The organism is Agrobacterium bohemicum, assembly GCF_002896715.1.
In the GTDB taxonomy this organism is placed as follows: domain Bacteria; phylum Pseudomonadota; class Alphaproteobacteria; order Rhizobiales; family Rhizobiaceae; genus Agrobacterium; species Agrobacterium bohemicum.
In genome coordinates this window covers 1-14,434 of the sequence record NZ_PGEL01000022.1, presented here as the reverse complement: position 1 = coordinate 14,434, position 14,434 = coordinate 1, and the positions used below count along the sequence as shown (strand labels likewise).

The 14,434-nt window shown below is 58.6% G+C and carries 14 protein-coding genes; 5 read left to right on the top strand and 9 right to left on the bottom strand.

Going from position 1 to position 14,434, the window contains the following annotated elements:
* Window positions 1-178: 178 nt before the first annotated feature.
* Window positions 179-1,336: a PA0069 family radical SAM protein gene (locus CUC55_RS07705; protein ID WP_067648364.1), complete on the bottom strand. Its 1,158-nt coding sequence runs from the start codon at window positions 1,334-1,336 to the stop codon at window positions 179-181.
* 202 nt (window positions 1,337-1,538) lie between these two features.
* Between CUC55_RS07705 and CUC55_RS07700 the strand changes: the two genes are divergently transcribed.
* The gene (locus CUC55_RS07700; protein WP_067648361.1) at window positions 1,539-2,057 is read left to right on the top strand and encodes a glycosyltransferase family protein; all 519 of its coding nucleotides are present in this window, start codon (window positions 1,539-1,541) and stop codon (window positions 2,055-2,057) included.
* On the opposite strand, the gene moaB is transcribed toward CUC55_RS07700, so the two are convergent.
* The 4 genes from moaB to CUC55_RS07680 all read right to left on the bottom strand — a co-directional run bounded on the left by moaB (window position 2,058) and on the right by CUC55_RS07680 (window position 6,614).
* On the bottom strand, window positions 2,058-2,603 hold the full coding sequence (gene moaB / locus CUC55_RS07695; protein ID WP_103087463.1) for a molybdenum cofactor biosynthesis protein B: 546 nt from the start codon (window positions 2,601-2,603) through the stop codon (window positions 2,058-2,060).
* On the bottom strand, window positions 2,600-3,490 hold the full coding sequence (locus tag CUC55_RS07690) for a 4-(cytidine 5'-diphospho)-2-C-methyl-D-erythritol kinase (protein ID WP_103087462.1): 891 nt from the start codon (window positions 3,488-3,490) through the stop codon (window positions 2,600-2,602). The genes moaB and CUC55_RS07690 overlap by 4 nt, the downstream gene beginning before the upstream one ends.
* A gap of 6 nt (window positions 3,491-3,496) precedes the next feature.
* Window positions 3,497-5,335 (bottom strand): tetratricopeptide repeat protein, encoded by a 1,839-nt coding sequence (locus tag CUC55_RS07685; protein ID WP_103087609.1) that lies wholly within the window; start codon window positions 5,333-5,335, stop codon window positions 3,497-3,499.
* A 262-nt stretch (window positions 5,336-5,597) separates the two neighbouring features.
* On the bottom strand, window positions 5,598-6,614 hold the full coding sequence (locus tag CUC55_RS07680) for a polyprenyl synthetase family protein (protein ID WP_067649014.1): 1,017 nt from the start codon (window positions 6,612-6,614) through the stop codon (window positions 5,598-5,600).
* Between the two features lie 116 nt (window positions 6,615-6,730).
* Here CUC55_RS07680 and CUC55_RS07675 point away from each other — a divergent pair, with 116 nt between their 5' ends.
* From CUC55_RS07675 to CUC55_RS07660, 4 genes are all read left to right on the top strand, one after another.
* Entirely contained in the window at window positions 6,731-6,961 is a 231-nt protein-coding gene (locus tag CUC55_RS07675) for a putative signal transducing protein (protein WP_067648352.1), read from the top strand.
* Between the two features lie 6 nt (window positions 6,962-6,967).
* Window positions 6,968-7,762 carry a tRNA1(Val) (adenine(37)-N6)-methyltransferase gene (locus tag CUC55_RS07670; RefSeq protein ID WP_067648349.1) on the top strand — a complete coding sequence of 265 codons (795 nt, stop codon included), beginning with the start codon at window positions 6,968-6,970 and terminating at the stop codon, window positions 7,760-7,762.
* A 106-nt stretch (window positions 7,763-7,868) separates the two neighbouring features.
* Window positions 7,869-8,726, top strand: a complete 858-nt coding sequence (locus tag CUC55_RS07665) for a S49 family peptidase (protein ID WP_170063841.1) — start codon at window positions 7,869-7,871, stop codon at window positions 8,724-8,726.
* A gap of 14 nt (window positions 8,727-8,740) precedes the next feature.
* Window positions 8,741-8,935, top strand: coding sequence for a hypothetical protein (locus CUC55_RS07660; RefSeq protein ID WP_067648344.1), 195 nt, complete (start codon window positions 8,741-8,743; stop codon window positions 8,933-8,935).
* A gap of 19 nt (window positions 8,936-8,954) precedes the next feature.
* Here CUC55_RS07660 and CUC55_RS07655 read toward each other — a convergent pair whose 3' ends face one another.
* The 4 genes from CUC55_RS07655 to CUC55_RS07640 form a co-directional block, all read right to left on the bottom strand.
* A complete protein-coding gene (locus tag CUC55_RS07655) occupies window positions 8,955-10,871 on the bottom strand; it encodes a DUF2207 domain-containing protein (protein ID WP_103087461.1) in 1,917 nt (638 codons plus the stop codon).
* Window positions 10,872-10,891: 20 nt separating this feature from the next.
* Window positions 10,892-12,154, bottom strand: coding sequence for a 3-phosphoshikimate 1-carboxyvinyltransferase (gene aroA / locus CUC55_RS07650; protein WP_067648338.1), 1,263 nt, complete (start codon window positions 12,152-12,154; stop codon window positions 10,892-10,894).
* A 42-nt stretch (window positions 12,155-12,196) separates the two neighbouring features.
* Complete coding sequence (locus CUC55_RS07645) at window positions 12,197-12,748, bottom strand: LemA family protein (protein ID WP_067648336.1); 552 nt, start codon at window positions 12,746-12,748, stop codon at window positions 12,197-12,199.
* Between the two features lie 85 nt (window positions 12,749-12,833).
* The gene (locus tag CUC55_RS07640; RefSeq protein WP_067649011.1) at window positions 12,834-13,790 is read right to left on the bottom strand and encodes a glycine--tRNA ligase subunit alpha; all 957 of its coding nucleotides are present in this window, start codon (window positions 13,788-13,790) and stop codon (window positions 12,834-12,836) included.
* Between the last annotated feature and the right edge of the window lie 644 nt (window positions 13,791-14,434).

Here is a 14,434-nt window from a genome sequence, read left to right as displayed (position 1 = left end):
CTCTTTCAATTGGGGCAAAAGAGCTGAACGCATGCGAAGCGGCAGATTACCGGGGGCATAACCCGTAGCGCAGGGCATAGACGCTACGGATATTCTCGCGCATCAGGCCAATGGCGTGATGCAATTTTGTCTTCACGTGTGTCGCGATCGTTCAGTCGAACGACGGCACGCCCGTGTGCTACAGAAGTGAGAGCTGCACGCCTGCACCTCCTGGCGCTATGAACAGATCGTCGCGAAGCTGAATGCCGCGTCGGATCAGGCCAAGCCTCTTGGTCGCCATCTCGAAGCGGCGGCCAATCTGCCAGGCGTAAGGACCTGCCCCCTTCATACGCTTGCCAAATTCAGCATCGTAATCCTTGCCATCCCGCATGGAACGCACCAGCGACATGACATGCTGGTAACGATGCGGGTAGTTGCGCAGCAGCCATTCCCGAAACAACGGGCTGACTTCCAGCGGCAGGCGAAGCAGGACATAAGATGCCTCGGTCGCCCCCGCTGCCTTTCCGGCCTCCAGCACCCGCTCGATTTCATGGTCGTTCAGCGCAGGAATGACGGGTGCCATCATCACCGCAGTTGGAATGCCTGCATCCGTCAGCGTCTTTATTGCCTCCAGCCGCTTGGTGGGTGTTGCCGCGCGCGGTTCCATGCTGCGCGCCAGCTTCCGGTCGAGTGTCGTCACCGATATACCGACTTTCACCAGACCCTTGGCCGCCATAGGACCCAGAATGTCGATGTCGCGGGTGATCAAGCCGGACTTGGTGACGATGGCGACAGGGTGCTCGGCCTTGGCCAACACTTCGAGGATTTGGCGCATGATGCGCCATTCCCGCTCGATCGGCTGGTAGGGGTCGGTATTGGTGCCGATGGCGATCACCCGCGCCTTGTATCCCGGCTTGGCCAGTTCCCGTTCCAGAAGCTTTGCGGCATCGGGCTTGGCAAACAGCTTGGCCTCGAAATCCAGACCTGCTGAAAGCCCCATATAGCTGTGGGTTGGCCTTGCGAAACAATAGATGCAGCCATGCTCACAGCCGCGATAGGGATTGATGGATCGGTCGAAGGGGATATCCGGCGAATCGTTGCGGGTAATGATGCTTCGCGGTTTTTCCACCTGAACCTCGGTGCGGAACTCCGGCAATTCCTCGATGATCTGCCAGCCATCGTCGACAGGCTCGTGCTGCAACGTCTCGAAACGCCCACCGGGATTGATGCCCGCACCACGCCCACGACGGCGGTCGATCTCGATCCGCAGGCCGGATGCATCGGCCAGCGCATTGGCAATATCTGGCGTGTGGCCCGGCTGGAATGCAGCCTGCCCGGAAAGCACATGTTGTCTCATCTGGATGCTCCTGACCGGTATGAACCGGCTTGGTGGATGCACCGATTCTTAAACCACGAATGAGAACAATACAAGAACAAAATGATAAAACGGGTGATAGCAATTTCTTTTGCGTTGCGGTAGAAATTTTATCGATGAAATGTTGTGGCTGCGCGGGCTTTGCTATTTTATCCATCATGAGGGATCACACGCTGATAGACATATGCTGACAGTCATCATGGAATGCCGGGATCAGGAGCCGGAGCTTGCTCATACCCTTTCCACGCTCGTTTCAGGTGCCGTGGAGGGGCTGATCAGTGACGTCATCGTGTTGGATCACGCCTCCAGCGACGGCTCGGAGCGTGTGGCCGAGGCCGCGGGCTGCCGGTTTCATACGGAATGGGACATCAGGGATATTATCGGCTCGGCACGCGGCGAGTGGATATTGATGATGGAGCCGGGCAGCCGCCCGCAAAGCGGCTGGATCGCTGACATCAGCGAATATACGGCGCTGAGCAAGATGCCGGCACGTTTTGCTCCCTCGCGCCACTACCGCCCATCGTTTCTGTCGCGTTTCATCCGGCGCAGACCGCCGCTGGAATATGGCCTGTTGCTGACCAAGCAGGAAGCGCTGTCGGTCGCCAGATCAAGCATGCCGCTCGATCATTTCCCCAAATCACAGAAAACCCGTCGGCTGAGTGCAGAGCTCATACCCTCATGGGTGCTGCGCGCGGCGCGCTAGTCACCCCTGCGCCTTGCCGCGCTTCAAGTGCTCATCCAGACGCGGCATGATTTCCACGAAATTGCAGGGCATGTGTCGGTAATCCAGCTGCGCCTTCAGGATTCCATCCCACGCATCCTTGCAGGCGCCGGGAGAGCCGGGCAGCACGAAGATGAAGGTGGAGTTGATAAGCCCAGCCGTCGCCCGCGACTGGATGGTGGACGTGTTGATCTTGTCATAGGAGATGCGGTGAAAAACGGCAGAAAAGCCGTCCATCCGTTTCTCGAACAAAGGCTCCAGCGCGTCCGGCGTCACATCCCGTCCGGTAAAACCCGTGCCGCCGGTGGTGATAACGACGTCTATCTCCTCGGACAGCGTCCAGCCCTGCACCTGTGCCTGAATGGCTGCCTTGTCATCTGCCACGATGGCGCGGTCCACCAAANGATGACCAGCATCGGCAATGCGAGCGACGAGTGTATCGCCCGATTTGTCGTCCGCCAGCGTGCGCGTGTCGGAGACGGTCAGAACCGCAATGCCGACGGGAATAAAGGTTCGCTCAGCATTCATCTTGGCAGCCCATCTATGGTTTTTGTTGCCTGAACATACCAGCCGGGACGCTGTTGGCGAAGGCGGGCAGCGGCAGATTGCGCATTTNCCATCGTGTCGAAAAGCCCAAAACAGGTCGCACCGGAACCGGACATGCGAACCAGTTCCGCGCCGGCCTCTGACAGCAGGGTGGAAGCCTCGCCGATCTCTGTCAAAACCGCCCGCGCCGGCGGCTCGAGATCATTGCGGCTTTTGCCGATGAAGGCCATCCATGGTTCATCGCCCCGCTGCCCGAGAGGAGGATTGTTCTTGTTTGCCAGGCGCCTGAAAATCTCCGGCGTCGACACAGCCTTCAACGGATTGACGAGAACAAGGTTCAGCACGGGCATATTATCAATCATCTCGATGTCTTCGCCAATACCACGCGCCATCAGCGGTTGGCTGGCAAGGCACATCGGCACGTCTGCACCCAGTTTAAGGGCGATCTCGGCGAGTTTGGCGGGCGCTAGTGCGAGTTCCCAGTGGCGGCACAGGCCGCGCAAGGTGGCTGCCGCATCCGCCGACCCGCCGCCGATACCCGATGAAACGGGCAGGTTTTTCTCAAGATGGATGGCAACCGGCAGGCATTCCATTCCGCATGCCTGACGCAGAAGATCCCGTGCCTTCAGCACGAGGTTGTGTCCAGCATCGTCCCGGGTGAGAATGTCGGAGAAGGGGCCGGACATGGAAAACCCATCTTCTGCCGCGTCTTGAATGTGGATGACATCGCCTGCCTCGGTGAAGGTCACCAGCGTTTCCAGCAGATGATAACCATCTGCCCGCTGACCTGTCACATGCAGAGCGAGATTGATCTTGGCGGGAGCGGCCTCTGTCGTTTTGACCGCTCCGCTAGGCTCATGCGCAGGCATAATGCATCAGGACTTCTTGTCCGGCGCTGGCGTTGGAGCCACTGGCGGCGGTGGTGCCTGCTCCTTCTTGGCGGTGTTTTCCGCTTCCTTTTCCAGCGGAGGCAGGCCGTTGGCGATCTTTTCCTTCACCTTGGCCTTGTCGACATCGTCGCTATCGCCGATGAGAGCCCGGTTCCACTGGTAAACAGCTTCGATCTTGCGGCCTACGCGCCAGTAGGCATCGCCCAGATGGTCGTTGATGGTCGGGTCTCCAGCGCGCAACTCGATAGCCCGCTCCAGCTCCGTCACCGACTCATCGAACGCGCCAAGGCGGAAATGCGCCCAGCCAAGCGAATCGACGATGTAGCCATCATTCGGACGAAGCTCCACGGCACGGCGGATCATGTCGATCCCCTCATCGAGGTTCATATTCTTGTCGACCCAGGAATAACCAAGATAGTTCAAGACCTGCGGCTGTTCAGGGTTCAGCTCCAAGGCGCGTTTGAAATTCGGCTCGGCCTTGTCCCACTGCTTCAACCGCTCATAGGCAATAGCGCGCTGGAAGAAGATGGTCCAGTCGCTCTTCTTCGGCACGGCACCGATGACTTCGACGGCCTTGTCGTAATTGGCGGCCATCGCGGCGTAGTCCTTGGCGTCTGAAAGGACCGAGCCATAGGCGAGATAGGAGCGGATATCCGTAGGGTCGGATTCTAGCAGGGATTTGAGGTGCTTGCGCGCCTCTTCCACCTTGTCGGTTTGTGCCAGCGTCAGGCCAAGCTGCAATTCGGAGATGCGGTGCATCGGCGAATCCAGCGGGACTTCGCGGTAGAACGCAATGGCACGGTCCGGCTGCTTCTGAGCTTCGGCAAGTCCGCCCAGCAGAATCAGCGTATCGGCGCTTTTCGGGTCCAGCGCACGAGATGTCTGGAGATAGAGCGTCACGATTTCTTCCGCACCTTCGCGGTTCAGCGCACCGGCAATGGAAANCATCACAGAAGCCGCGCCTTCGGTTGCGGTCTCGACCTGCTGAAGCGGCTTTTCACCCTTTNCAATGCTCTGGCGCAACGCCTTCAGCGGCGCATAATTTGGCGCGAATGTATCGCCAACGGCAATGGTGTCGAGCGCCTTCTGCTTGTTGCCAGCTTTGGCTTCCAGCCGCGCCAGCGCCATCACGGCGCGCATATAGGTATCGGTCGCGGTCGCGCCACCTTCGCGGTCAGCCACGGCGTCGTTCAGGCTTTTGCGGGCGGCTTCGGTATTACCGGTAACCAGCGCGATGGCACCGGCGTGGTATTTCTGGAAGATCGAGATCCAGCCTGGTCCCTTCATCCCATTGACCAGCGCCAAGGCTTCCTTGCCTTTGCCAGCGCCGGCGCGAGCCCATGCGGTCAGCAACGTGTTGACCATGCGGTCCAGATCGTTGGGGCCGGTATATTTCAGGATTTTTNCCGCAGCGGAAANTTCCTTGTGCTTGATGGCTGCCAGCGCGCGAATAATCGTCGTGACGCGCTCCACGGACGAATCGTTCTTCAACGAATCGGCAATCTTGGCGCCAGCTTCGAAATCGCCGCTCAACAGTTGAGCGATCATCAGGCGTTGGCGGATTTCCACGTTTGCGGTGTCGAATTCCAGCGCTTTTTGGTAAAGCGTGATGGCGGTGGCAAAATCCTGATCCACATCCGCTGTGCGCGCTGCCAGAAACGCGCCGGAGAAGGTGTTGACCTTTGCGGGATCGAAAATGACGGCTTCCTGTACCTTTTCGTCAGGCTTGGTCTCGGCAAAGGCGGCGGTCGGGCCAGCACTGATTGAGAGAGCGGCAATAAAAGCCGCGCCGCAGAAAAGACGAAATGCTGGTTTGCGCCGCATGAAGGAACCTTTGCTTTNGTGCATATGCACCGAAATTTCCGCTGCTGCCTTACAGTTCGGCGCACGCAGATGCACCTTGACCCTGTAATGCTTGAACTGGATTGTACTGTCCGAACCGAAAACGATTCAGGCGATGACGCACCACGTCACGATAGAATGGCTTTTTTGAAGCAAGCCCGCAAGAAATTCTGCTTGTTATTTCGGACTCGTGAGATGTCGGCATCACGAAACGCTTAGGTGGTTTCGCGATGAATGGAAGCCTTCAGTTCACCCGGTCGATGCAGAAGTCGATCACTTCCATCAGTGCGTTTTTCCAGGGGCTTTGCGGCAATGGGGCAAGCGCGTCACGGGCAATGGTGCCATAATGGTTGGCGCGGGTGATAGTGTCCGCAAGGCCATTATATTTCCGGATGAGGCCAAGCGCCGTCTCCAGATTTTCATCGGTGCTATCGCCGTTTTCAATCGCCCGCTTCCAGAATGCGCGCTCCTCCACCGTGCCGCGCCGGTAGGAGAGAATAACGGGAAGCGTGATCTTGCCTTCACGGAAATCATCGCCGGTGTTCTTGCCCAGATCGGCCGATTTACCGCCATAATCCAACACATCGTCCACCAGTTGGAAGGCGAGACCGAGATTCATGCCGTAGGATTTCAGCGCGCTGCGGGTAGCCTTGTCGGTTTTGGCAACGATGGGGCCTACTTCGGCAGCAGCAGCGAAAAGCGCTGCCGTCTTGGCGCGAATGACCTGAAGGTAATCGTCTTCGGTCGTTTCCATGTTCTTGGCGACGGACAGCTGAAGAACTTCGCCCTCTGCAATCACCGATGCCGCCGTGGACAGCACATCCAGCGCATCCAGCGAACCCACTTCCACCATCATGCGGAATGCCTGACCGAGAAGAAAGTCACCCACCAGAACGCTGGCCTGATTGCCCCAGATGGTGCGGGCCGTGGATTTACCGCGGCGCAGATCGCTTTCATCAACAACATCGTCATGCAGCAGGGTGGCGGTGTGCATGAACTCCACACTGGTCGCCAGCTTGATGTGATGGTCGCCCTTGTAATCGAACATGGCGGCGGATGCGAGGGTCAGCATGGGGCGCAGGCGCTTTCCACCTGATGAAATCAGGTGGTTGGCCACTTCGGGTATCATCTGGACATCTGAACCGGCCTTGGAGAGAATAAGCTGGTTCACTCTTTCCATGTCAGGACGTGTCAGGTCGACAAGCGGCTTGACGGATGCGAGTTTGTTTTTGCTTTCTTCAAGCGGTATGACGACGCCCAACGGTCCGGACTCCTGTTCACTATCGGGGCCGACAATAGAAAGCGTCGATGGAAGCGGCAAGGGGCGAATTGCCTCACACCCTTCAAAAAGATGGGATTTAACGTGGAAACTGACCTATGCGTGAGCTGATCCGTACAAACGATGCTGTTCTTCTGTCCTTCTCGGAGAGCCTCATGAAAGACGCTGGCATCCACTGCCTCATTGCCGATCAGGGAATGAGCATTCTGGAAGGTTCTCTCGGGCTTCTTCCGCGCCGTTTGCTGGTGGAGGAAGATCGGGGCGACGAGGCACGCCAAATTCTGACCGATGCCGGACTTGCCGACGAGCTTCGCGACGACGAGGCTTGAAANCCCATGGCAGCCACCGTTTCCGAAACAGTCGATGCGTTTCATCGCGGCCGCTTCCAGATTTTGCAGCCAAAGGGCAGGGGACACAGGGCTGGTATGGACGCCATGCTGTTGGCCTCTCTGGTCGCCGATGAAACCCCGTGCCGCGTGGCCGATCTGGGTGCGGGTGCCGGTGCCGCAGGCATGGCGGTGGCCTCTCGTCTGGAAAAGGCTGATGTTACCCTGTTCGAGTTTTCGTCGGAAATGGTCGATTTTGCGCATCGAAGCCTGCTGCTTGCTGCAAATGCGGCGTTAGCAAATCGTATCCGCGTCAAACAGGCAGACGTTACCCTGCGAGCCGATGCCCGCAGGGAGGCGGGGCTGCTGGACAACCATTTCCACCACGTCATCATGAACCCGCCCTATAACGACGCAAGCGACCGTAAAACGCCCGACGTATTGAAGGCCGCAGCCCATGCCATGACGGACGATCTGTTCGAAAATTGGCTGAGAACCGCCGCGGCCATCCTGGTTCCAGGCGGCCAACTTTCCCTCATCGCCCGCCCCCAATCCATAGCCGATATCATCACCGCCTGTGGTCGCCGCTTCGGCGGCCTTGAAATTACCCTCATCCACCCAAGATCAGGCGAAGACGCGGTACGAATGCTCGTCACAGCCATCAAAGGCTCTCGCGCAAGGCTTACATTTCGCGCGCCGCTGACCATGCATGCCGATGACAGCCACGCGTTTTTGCAGGCGGTAGATGATTTGAGCAATGGGCGTTTTGGCTATCGGCGCAATGATGCGCGGAATCGGACCTAGGGGAAACGGCCAACCACCACCTCACCAAATTATCACCGCCCCGGCCCATTGTCTTTGCCCCAGCCATACCCACATCGGTTCACATAGGAATGACGATGAGGATAAAATGGCCGGATTTTTGAAACGACTGGTGCCGAAGCGGTTTCGCAAGACGGAGCTGATTATTCCCGTGGTGCGTATGCACGGGGCGATCATGGCAGGCGGCAGTCAATTTCGTCCGGCGCTCAATCTCGCCTCATACGCTCCCTTGCTGGACAAGGCTTTCGGCATGAAGGAAGCGCCCGTCGTCGCCATCACGCTGAATTCTCCCGGCGGCTCCCCGGTCCAGTCGCGGATGATCTACAATCGCATTCGCCAGTTGGCCGAAGAAAAGAACAAGAAAGTTCTGATTTTCGTAGAGGACGTTGCGGCATCCGGCGGTTACATGATTGCGCTGGCGGGCGATGAGATCATTGCCGACCCGACCTCCATCGTCGGCTCCATCGGGGTCGTCTCGGGCGGCTTCGGTTTTCCTGAAATGTTGAAGAAGATCGGTGTCGAACGACGCGTCTATACAGCAGGCCAGAACAAGGCGATCCTCGATCCCTTCCAGCCGGAAAANGAAGGCGATATCGAATATCTGAAGTCGCTCCAGCTCGAAATCCATAATGTTTTCATCGATATGGTCAAGCTGCGCCGTGGCTCGAAGCTGAAGGACGATCCGGCGCTCTTCTCCGGCCTGTTCTGGACGGGCATGCGTGGCCTTGATCTCGGGCTCATCGATGGTCTGGGCGATATGCGCGATGTGCTGCGCCGTCGTTATGGCGACAAGGTCAAGCTTCAACTGGTCAGCGGCGCGCGCAATTTCGTCGGCAAGAAACTGCCGGGCGTCGATCTTCACGCACAGTCAATCGCTGCATCCGCCGCTTCGGGGCTTGCGGAGGTGGCGGAAGAAAAGGCATTGTGGGCGCGTTACGGATTTTGATGGACAAACGATAGATGGCCCAATTGATAACGCTCGCCCTGCTCATGTTCGGGGCGATCATTCTTTACAAACGTTTCGTCGGCGATGCGCGGAAACTGTCGGAGAAAACCAAACGACAGGAAAAAGAACGCGAAACAGGTGCCACCGGTACGCTGATCAAAGATCCGACGACCGGTGAATACCGCGTCAAGAAGGAAGACGAGGTCTGACCAGACCTCAAGTGGCTGTTCACCAGCCGCCCCCTCCACCACCACCGCCACCAGACCCCGACGAACCGCCGCCACCGGAAANGCTTGACGAAGACGAGCTCACCGGTGCCGGTATCGTCGAGGCGATGGTCGATGCCATGGTTGAGGAGAAGCCGCCGATGCGGGTTCCGAAATTGCTGTAGTTACCGCTGTACCAGCCGGGCGAATATTCTCCCGCTTGAGCACTCGCCAGCCACGTCTCGAATGTCTCGCTCCACGGTTTTTCGACGCCTAGCGCGACAGCGTAGGGCAGCAGTTTCTCGAAATGTTGCGGAGACATGGCGGGCGCATCCTGCATGTTCATCCGGTCTTTTTCGGCAACGGTTAGATAGAGGCGTAGCCCTTCGATCCCATCCATCAGCTTGCGCCCCAGCGGTGTCGGAGCACCCATGAGGAACAGGAAAAGTACGTTGATAAGAACGATCAGGCCGATAGCCGCGACCGCCAGAGATCCGGAATCATGGGTGTGGTCGAGAAACACCGATGCCAGAAGGCCTGCAATCATGGTAAAACCGATAAAGCCTGCAACGGCCATGAAGAAAATACTGCCGATACGCGACAGTAGGGATTTACCGCTTTTGCGCATCTTTCCGAAGATCGTTGCGCCAATGGCAAAAANCACCGCCGTCATCACCAGCGTGATGACGCCACCAATCTCGTTCTCATCGAAATTACCGGTGATCAGCGCAGCCAGTATGATCGTGATGCTCAGCATCAACCCGCCGACGATGTAGGCGAAATTGCTGCGATAATATTTGCCGCGATGTTCCTTTTCGATGGCCGCGCGAAAGTCGTCGCCCGCCTTCTGAACCTTCACGCCATTCGCCTTGTTGATGGTCAGGCTATCGCCNGGCGCGCCGATGGAGGACAGCAGCGTGCGCTGGCCAACGGGCAGGCTGTCCTCGATCTTTTNGTCGGTGCGGCGGATGACGATGGATGTCTCCAAATCCTCCAGCACCACATAGCCTTTGACAGCAAGATCGAGCGCAGTGGCCGAAATCGCCGTCCAGCCCGCGCCGGAAAAGCCTCTGTTGTCGATATAGTTGACCAGCGCTGGGGATACGCCCTCCGGCGGGTCCCAGCGCGGCACGATGAGGCCTTCAGCCGGGTCGCGGCCAACCGCTGCCCAGGCATTGTAATAATAGGCGATGACGACGAGCAGGCCGATGCCGGAAATCAGCAGACCCAGATGGTCCTGCAACCACCAACTCCGTTCCTGCGCAGCCGTCGGCGCGTCGATGACACCCTTCGGCAGCTTCACCGCAATCGTCATGCCTTCGCCCTGATAGAAGGGGCGCGTCGAGGCGAAGAACACCTCGTTGCCCTCGGTCATGATGCGGGCATCCTTGCCCGTCGCGCCGAGCTTTCCGGTAAAGACGGCGGTGTCGGTCGGCGTCATGTTTTCAGGCAGGGAAATGGTGGCCGAGATGTCGCGCATCGGAAACTGCCAGCCATTGCCGGTCACGTTCCAGGTCAGCTCGTCATAACCATCGAAATAGCGGATCTGCCGGTCAGTGGTGTAGGTGATCTGGAAANCATGATCGCCATCGGCCAAAAAGCGGTCGGCATTGCCGGTATAGATGCGGATGCCGCCATCGATGCTTTCGGTGCGCCAGTCCTCGGGCGAACCATCCCGCTCCACGGATAAAACACCGAAGCCGACCTTGGTGCGGCTGCCGTTCTTGTCCAGCGCATAAAGCGGAAAATCACGGAAAATGCCGCGCTTGATCCGGTCGCCTTCGGAGCGGGCCGTGATCGTTTCCGTGACTGTCAGCTGGCCGCTTTTGGCGACATCCACCACGGAGTGATAGGAGCTGATGAACTCTTCGGCCGCAGCGGGAAGAGCCGCCAGCATGAAGACGAAAAGTGCGAGACATCTTGCCGCAATGGTCTTCACGGTCGGCCCTTTCTGGCGTTTCAGTCCTGTCCGGTTTCGTTGTATTCCACACCCAGTGAACCAAGAGCTTTCCAGTAACCGGGATAGGTCTTGCCCACGCAAACAGGGTTCTGAATGGCGATGCCACCAGTTTTCAGGCCCGCCAGCGCAAAGCTCATGGCAATGCGGTGGTCGTGGAACGTGTCGATCGAGGCAGACACTGTCTGTCCCGCCAGTGCCGGATCGGCATGCACGATCAGATCGTCGCCGTCTTCTTCCGCCAGCCCTTCGCGGATACCATTGAGGCCGAGAGACAGCGCCCGGATACGGTCGCACTCCTTCACCCGCAGATTGGCAATGCCCACGAAACGCACCGGCGTGGTGTTGTAAGCGGCCAGCACCGCAATCGTCGGAATGGCATCCTGCATCTGGCTGCCATCGATCTCGGCAGGCAGGTTGGGAAACTGCGCCATCACGGCATAGGCCTTGGCATCCGGCTGTGTGAAGGCATCCGCAGGTGTGCCTATATCGATCTGGCCGCCCGTCAGCAGCTCCGCGCCCCAAAGATAGGTGGCGGCGGAGGCATCCGGCTCGATGTGGAAATCCGTGGCCTTGTAGCCTGTCGGATGCACGCGCCAGATGGCGTTGCTCACCCGCTCCACCGTCGCGCCGAAGGCTTCCATGGCCGACACGGTCAGGTCGATATAACCCTTCGCGCCAATATCCTCACCCGCCAGAATGATGTCCAGCGGCTTTGCTCCGCAGGGTGCGGCCATCAGAAGGGCCGAGACATACTGGCTAGAAAGATTGGCGTCGATGGTGACGCTGTCCCTGGTGAAACCCTGTCCGTTGCCCTTCACCGTCACCGGCGGGCAGCCCGTTGCCGCGTCCGCGTCGATGCCGAGTGCGTTCAGCGCCTCCACCAGCGGCTGGATCGGCCGCTTGCGCATATGCTCGTCACCATCGACAACAACAGTGCCATCAACCGAGGCAACCGCTGCCGTCAGAAACCGCGTGGCGGTACCTGCATTGCCAAGGAAAAGCGGCTTGGCCGGTGCCGTCAACACGCCCCTGCTTTCCACCACGAAGCTCGTCGCATCCGGCTCGGTCACATCAACGCCCATGGCGCGCAGCGCTTCCGCCATATACAGCGTGTCGTCGCTTTTCAGCGCGCCGGTCAGCGTGCTTTTACCCTTGGCGAGACCGGCCAGCAGCAACACGCGGTTGGTGATGGATTTGGAACCGGGCGGCTCCACCTTGCCGGAAAGAGGATGGTTTGGCGGGGTGATGGTCAGTTCGATCATGGTTCTATCAATTTCTCCCAGCAAAAATGCTGGTTCTCGACATCAGAATTTAACAGTGGGAACGGCGCGGTCCGCTTCGTTGGTGATCTCGAAAAACGGCGCTTTGGTAAAGCCGAAATTGCGCGCCACGAGGTTGGAGGGAAAGCTCTCCACCTTGACGTTCAGATCACGCGCCGAACCGTTATAATAGCGGCGAGACATCTGGATTTCGCCTTCGATGGTTTCCAGCGATGCCTGCAATTCCAGAAAACCCTGATTGGCCTTGAGATCGGGATAGGCTTCCGCCAGCGCAAACAACTTGCCCAGCGCCTGGCTCAAAAGCCCTTCCGCCTGCGCACGCCCCTCGACATCACCCGCTGGCACGGCTTGAGCGCGGTTGCGCATGGCAACAACTTCCTCAAACGTGCTTCTCTCGTGGGCTGCGTAGCCCTTCACGGTTTCGATGAGGTTGGGAATAAGGTCGGCGCGGCGCTTCAACTGCACGTCGATGCCCGACCATGCCTCTTCCTTCATCTGCCGCGCGGTGACGAGACCGTTATAGATGAAGACGACATAGATGGCGATTGCCGCGATAATTGCCAGTGCGATATACATGTCCCAGTCCCCCTCATGAAACCTTATGGTCTGGCCGAACGATAGTCGTTCCGGCCCGCCATGTCATCGCCTGTCAAACAACACGTCAGGCCGCGTTTTTATTCCAGTTCGCACCGCCCGCATCCGTCATCAGAAAGGCCTCGCCGCAAGCCTTGGACAGTGTGCGAACGCGCAGGATATAGCTCTGTCGCTCGGTCACGGAAGTCACGCCGCGCGCGTCCAGCAGGTTGAAAACATGGGATGCCTTGATGCATTGGTCATAGGCCGGAAACACGCATTTGTGCAGGACATGATTGGCGTTCTCCCCGGGCGCACCTGCGTCCAGCAGCGCCTTGCATTCCTTTTCCGCATCGATGAAGTGGCGGTGAAGCATGGCGGTGTCGGCATATTCGAAGTTGTGACGCGAATATTCCTGTTCGGCCTGTAGAAAAACATCGCCATAGGAAATCTTCTCGTCGCCCTCGCGACCGTTGTAATTCAGGTCGTAGACATTATCCACGCCCTGCACATACATGGCCAGCCGCTCGAGACCATAGGTCAACTCACCCGCAACAGGGGAGCATTCGATGCCGCAGACCTGCTGGAAATAGGTGAACTGCGACACTTCCATGCCGTCGCACCAGCACTCCCAGCCCAGACCCCAGGCGCCCAGCGTCGGGCTTTCCCAGTCGTCTTCCACAAAGCGCACATCGTGCAGCAGCGGGTCGAGACCGATGGCCTTCAGCGAGCCGAGATAGAGTTCCTGCAAATTGGAAGGGTTGGGCTTCAGAATGACCTGATACTGGTAATAATGCTGCAACCGGTTCGGGTTCTCGCCATAGCGACCGTCGGATGGACGGCGCGATGGCTGCACATAGGCGGCCTTCCACGGCTTCGGTCCCAGCGCCCGCAATGTGGTGGCCGGGTGAAACGTACCCGCGCCCACTTCCATGTCATACGGCTGCAAAACCGCGCAGCCCTTGTCGGCCCAGTAATTGTGCAGCGTCAGAATCAGCGCCTGAAAGGAACGCTTCGGGTTCATATGGTCTGGAACGTCGGTCATTGCAGTCATCACGGCCATCGATTGTTGTCGGTAAGTGCCCACTTACTCTGGATGCGGACAGGTGCCACGGGGAAGGGTTGCGGGTCAAGAACTTCTGTGTGGGTGAGGGTGCGGCGGATGCTTCGAGGGCGCCGCGCACCACTTCAGCATGAGGTCGGCGTATGCCGCTCACCCCCCCTCTGTCCTGCCGGACATCTCCCCCTCAGGTGGGGAGATCGGTAAAAGGCACGCTCACTGCTCCAATCGTAGCCGTCAGAGGGATGCACCGGCAAAACATGCTGTCGTCCCCGCCGCACCCTTCAAGATGTCCGGTGAGCCTGCCCCCAGCCAATCTCCCCACCTGAGGGGGAGATGCCCGGCAGGGCAGAGGGGGGTGAGCGGCACATTCGAACACCCAAAACAAAAATACTTCCCAACCAAATCAATCCCTTAACCGAAATCCCGCAAAAACATCAAAATCCTCCCGCAGTTTTCTCCACCTCCCGCGAATCACCCGCACAATCACCCCGTTCCGCCCTCGGATACACCGCAAGGCGTTGCGGCGAGGCGGGACCGGCGCTGGTGATAAGGAGGTTACGCATCCTCTCTGTCACCGGGGTCCGGCAGCAATCCCCCCGGCGGCAACGGGAGGAGGAGGACACCGG

What these genes read in the sequence shown, in the direction of transcription:
- CUC55_RS07645 (WP_067648336.1), bottom strand. Translation starts at nt 12,748, where the DNA reads ATGTATATCGCACTGGCAATTATCGCGGCAATCGCCATCTATGTCGTC.
- CUC55_RS07700 (WP_067648361.1), top strand. Translation starts at nt 1,539, where the DNA reads ATGCTGACAGTCATCATGGAATGCCGGGATCAGGAGCCGGAGCTTGCT.
- CUC55_RS07675 (WP_067648352.1), top strand. Translation starts at nt 6,731, where the DNA reads ATGCGTGAGCTGATCCGTACAAACGATGCTGTTCTTCTGTCCTTCTCG.
- CUC55_RS07705 (WP_067648364.1), bottom strand. Translation starts at nt 1,336, where the DNA reads ATGAGACAACATGTGCTTTCCGGGCAGGCTGCATTCCAGCCGGGCCAC.
- aroA (WP_067648338.1), bottom strand. Translation starts at nt 12,154, where the DNA reads ATGATCGAACTGACCATCACCCCGCCAAACCATCCTCTTTCCGGCAAG.
- CUC55_RS07670 (WP_067648349.1), top strand. Translation starts at nt 6,968, where the DNA reads ATGGCAGCCACCGTTTCCGAAACAGTCGATGCGTTTCATCGCGGCCGC.
- CUC55_RS07660 (WP_067648344.1), top strand. Translation starts at nt 8,741, where the DNA reads ATGGCCCAATTGATAACGCTCGCCCTGCTCATGTTCGGGGCGATCATT.
- CUC55_RS07640 (WP_067649011.1), bottom strand. Translation starts at nt 13,790, where the DNA reads ATGACCGACGTTCCAGACCATATGAACCCGAAGCGTTCCTTTCAGGCG.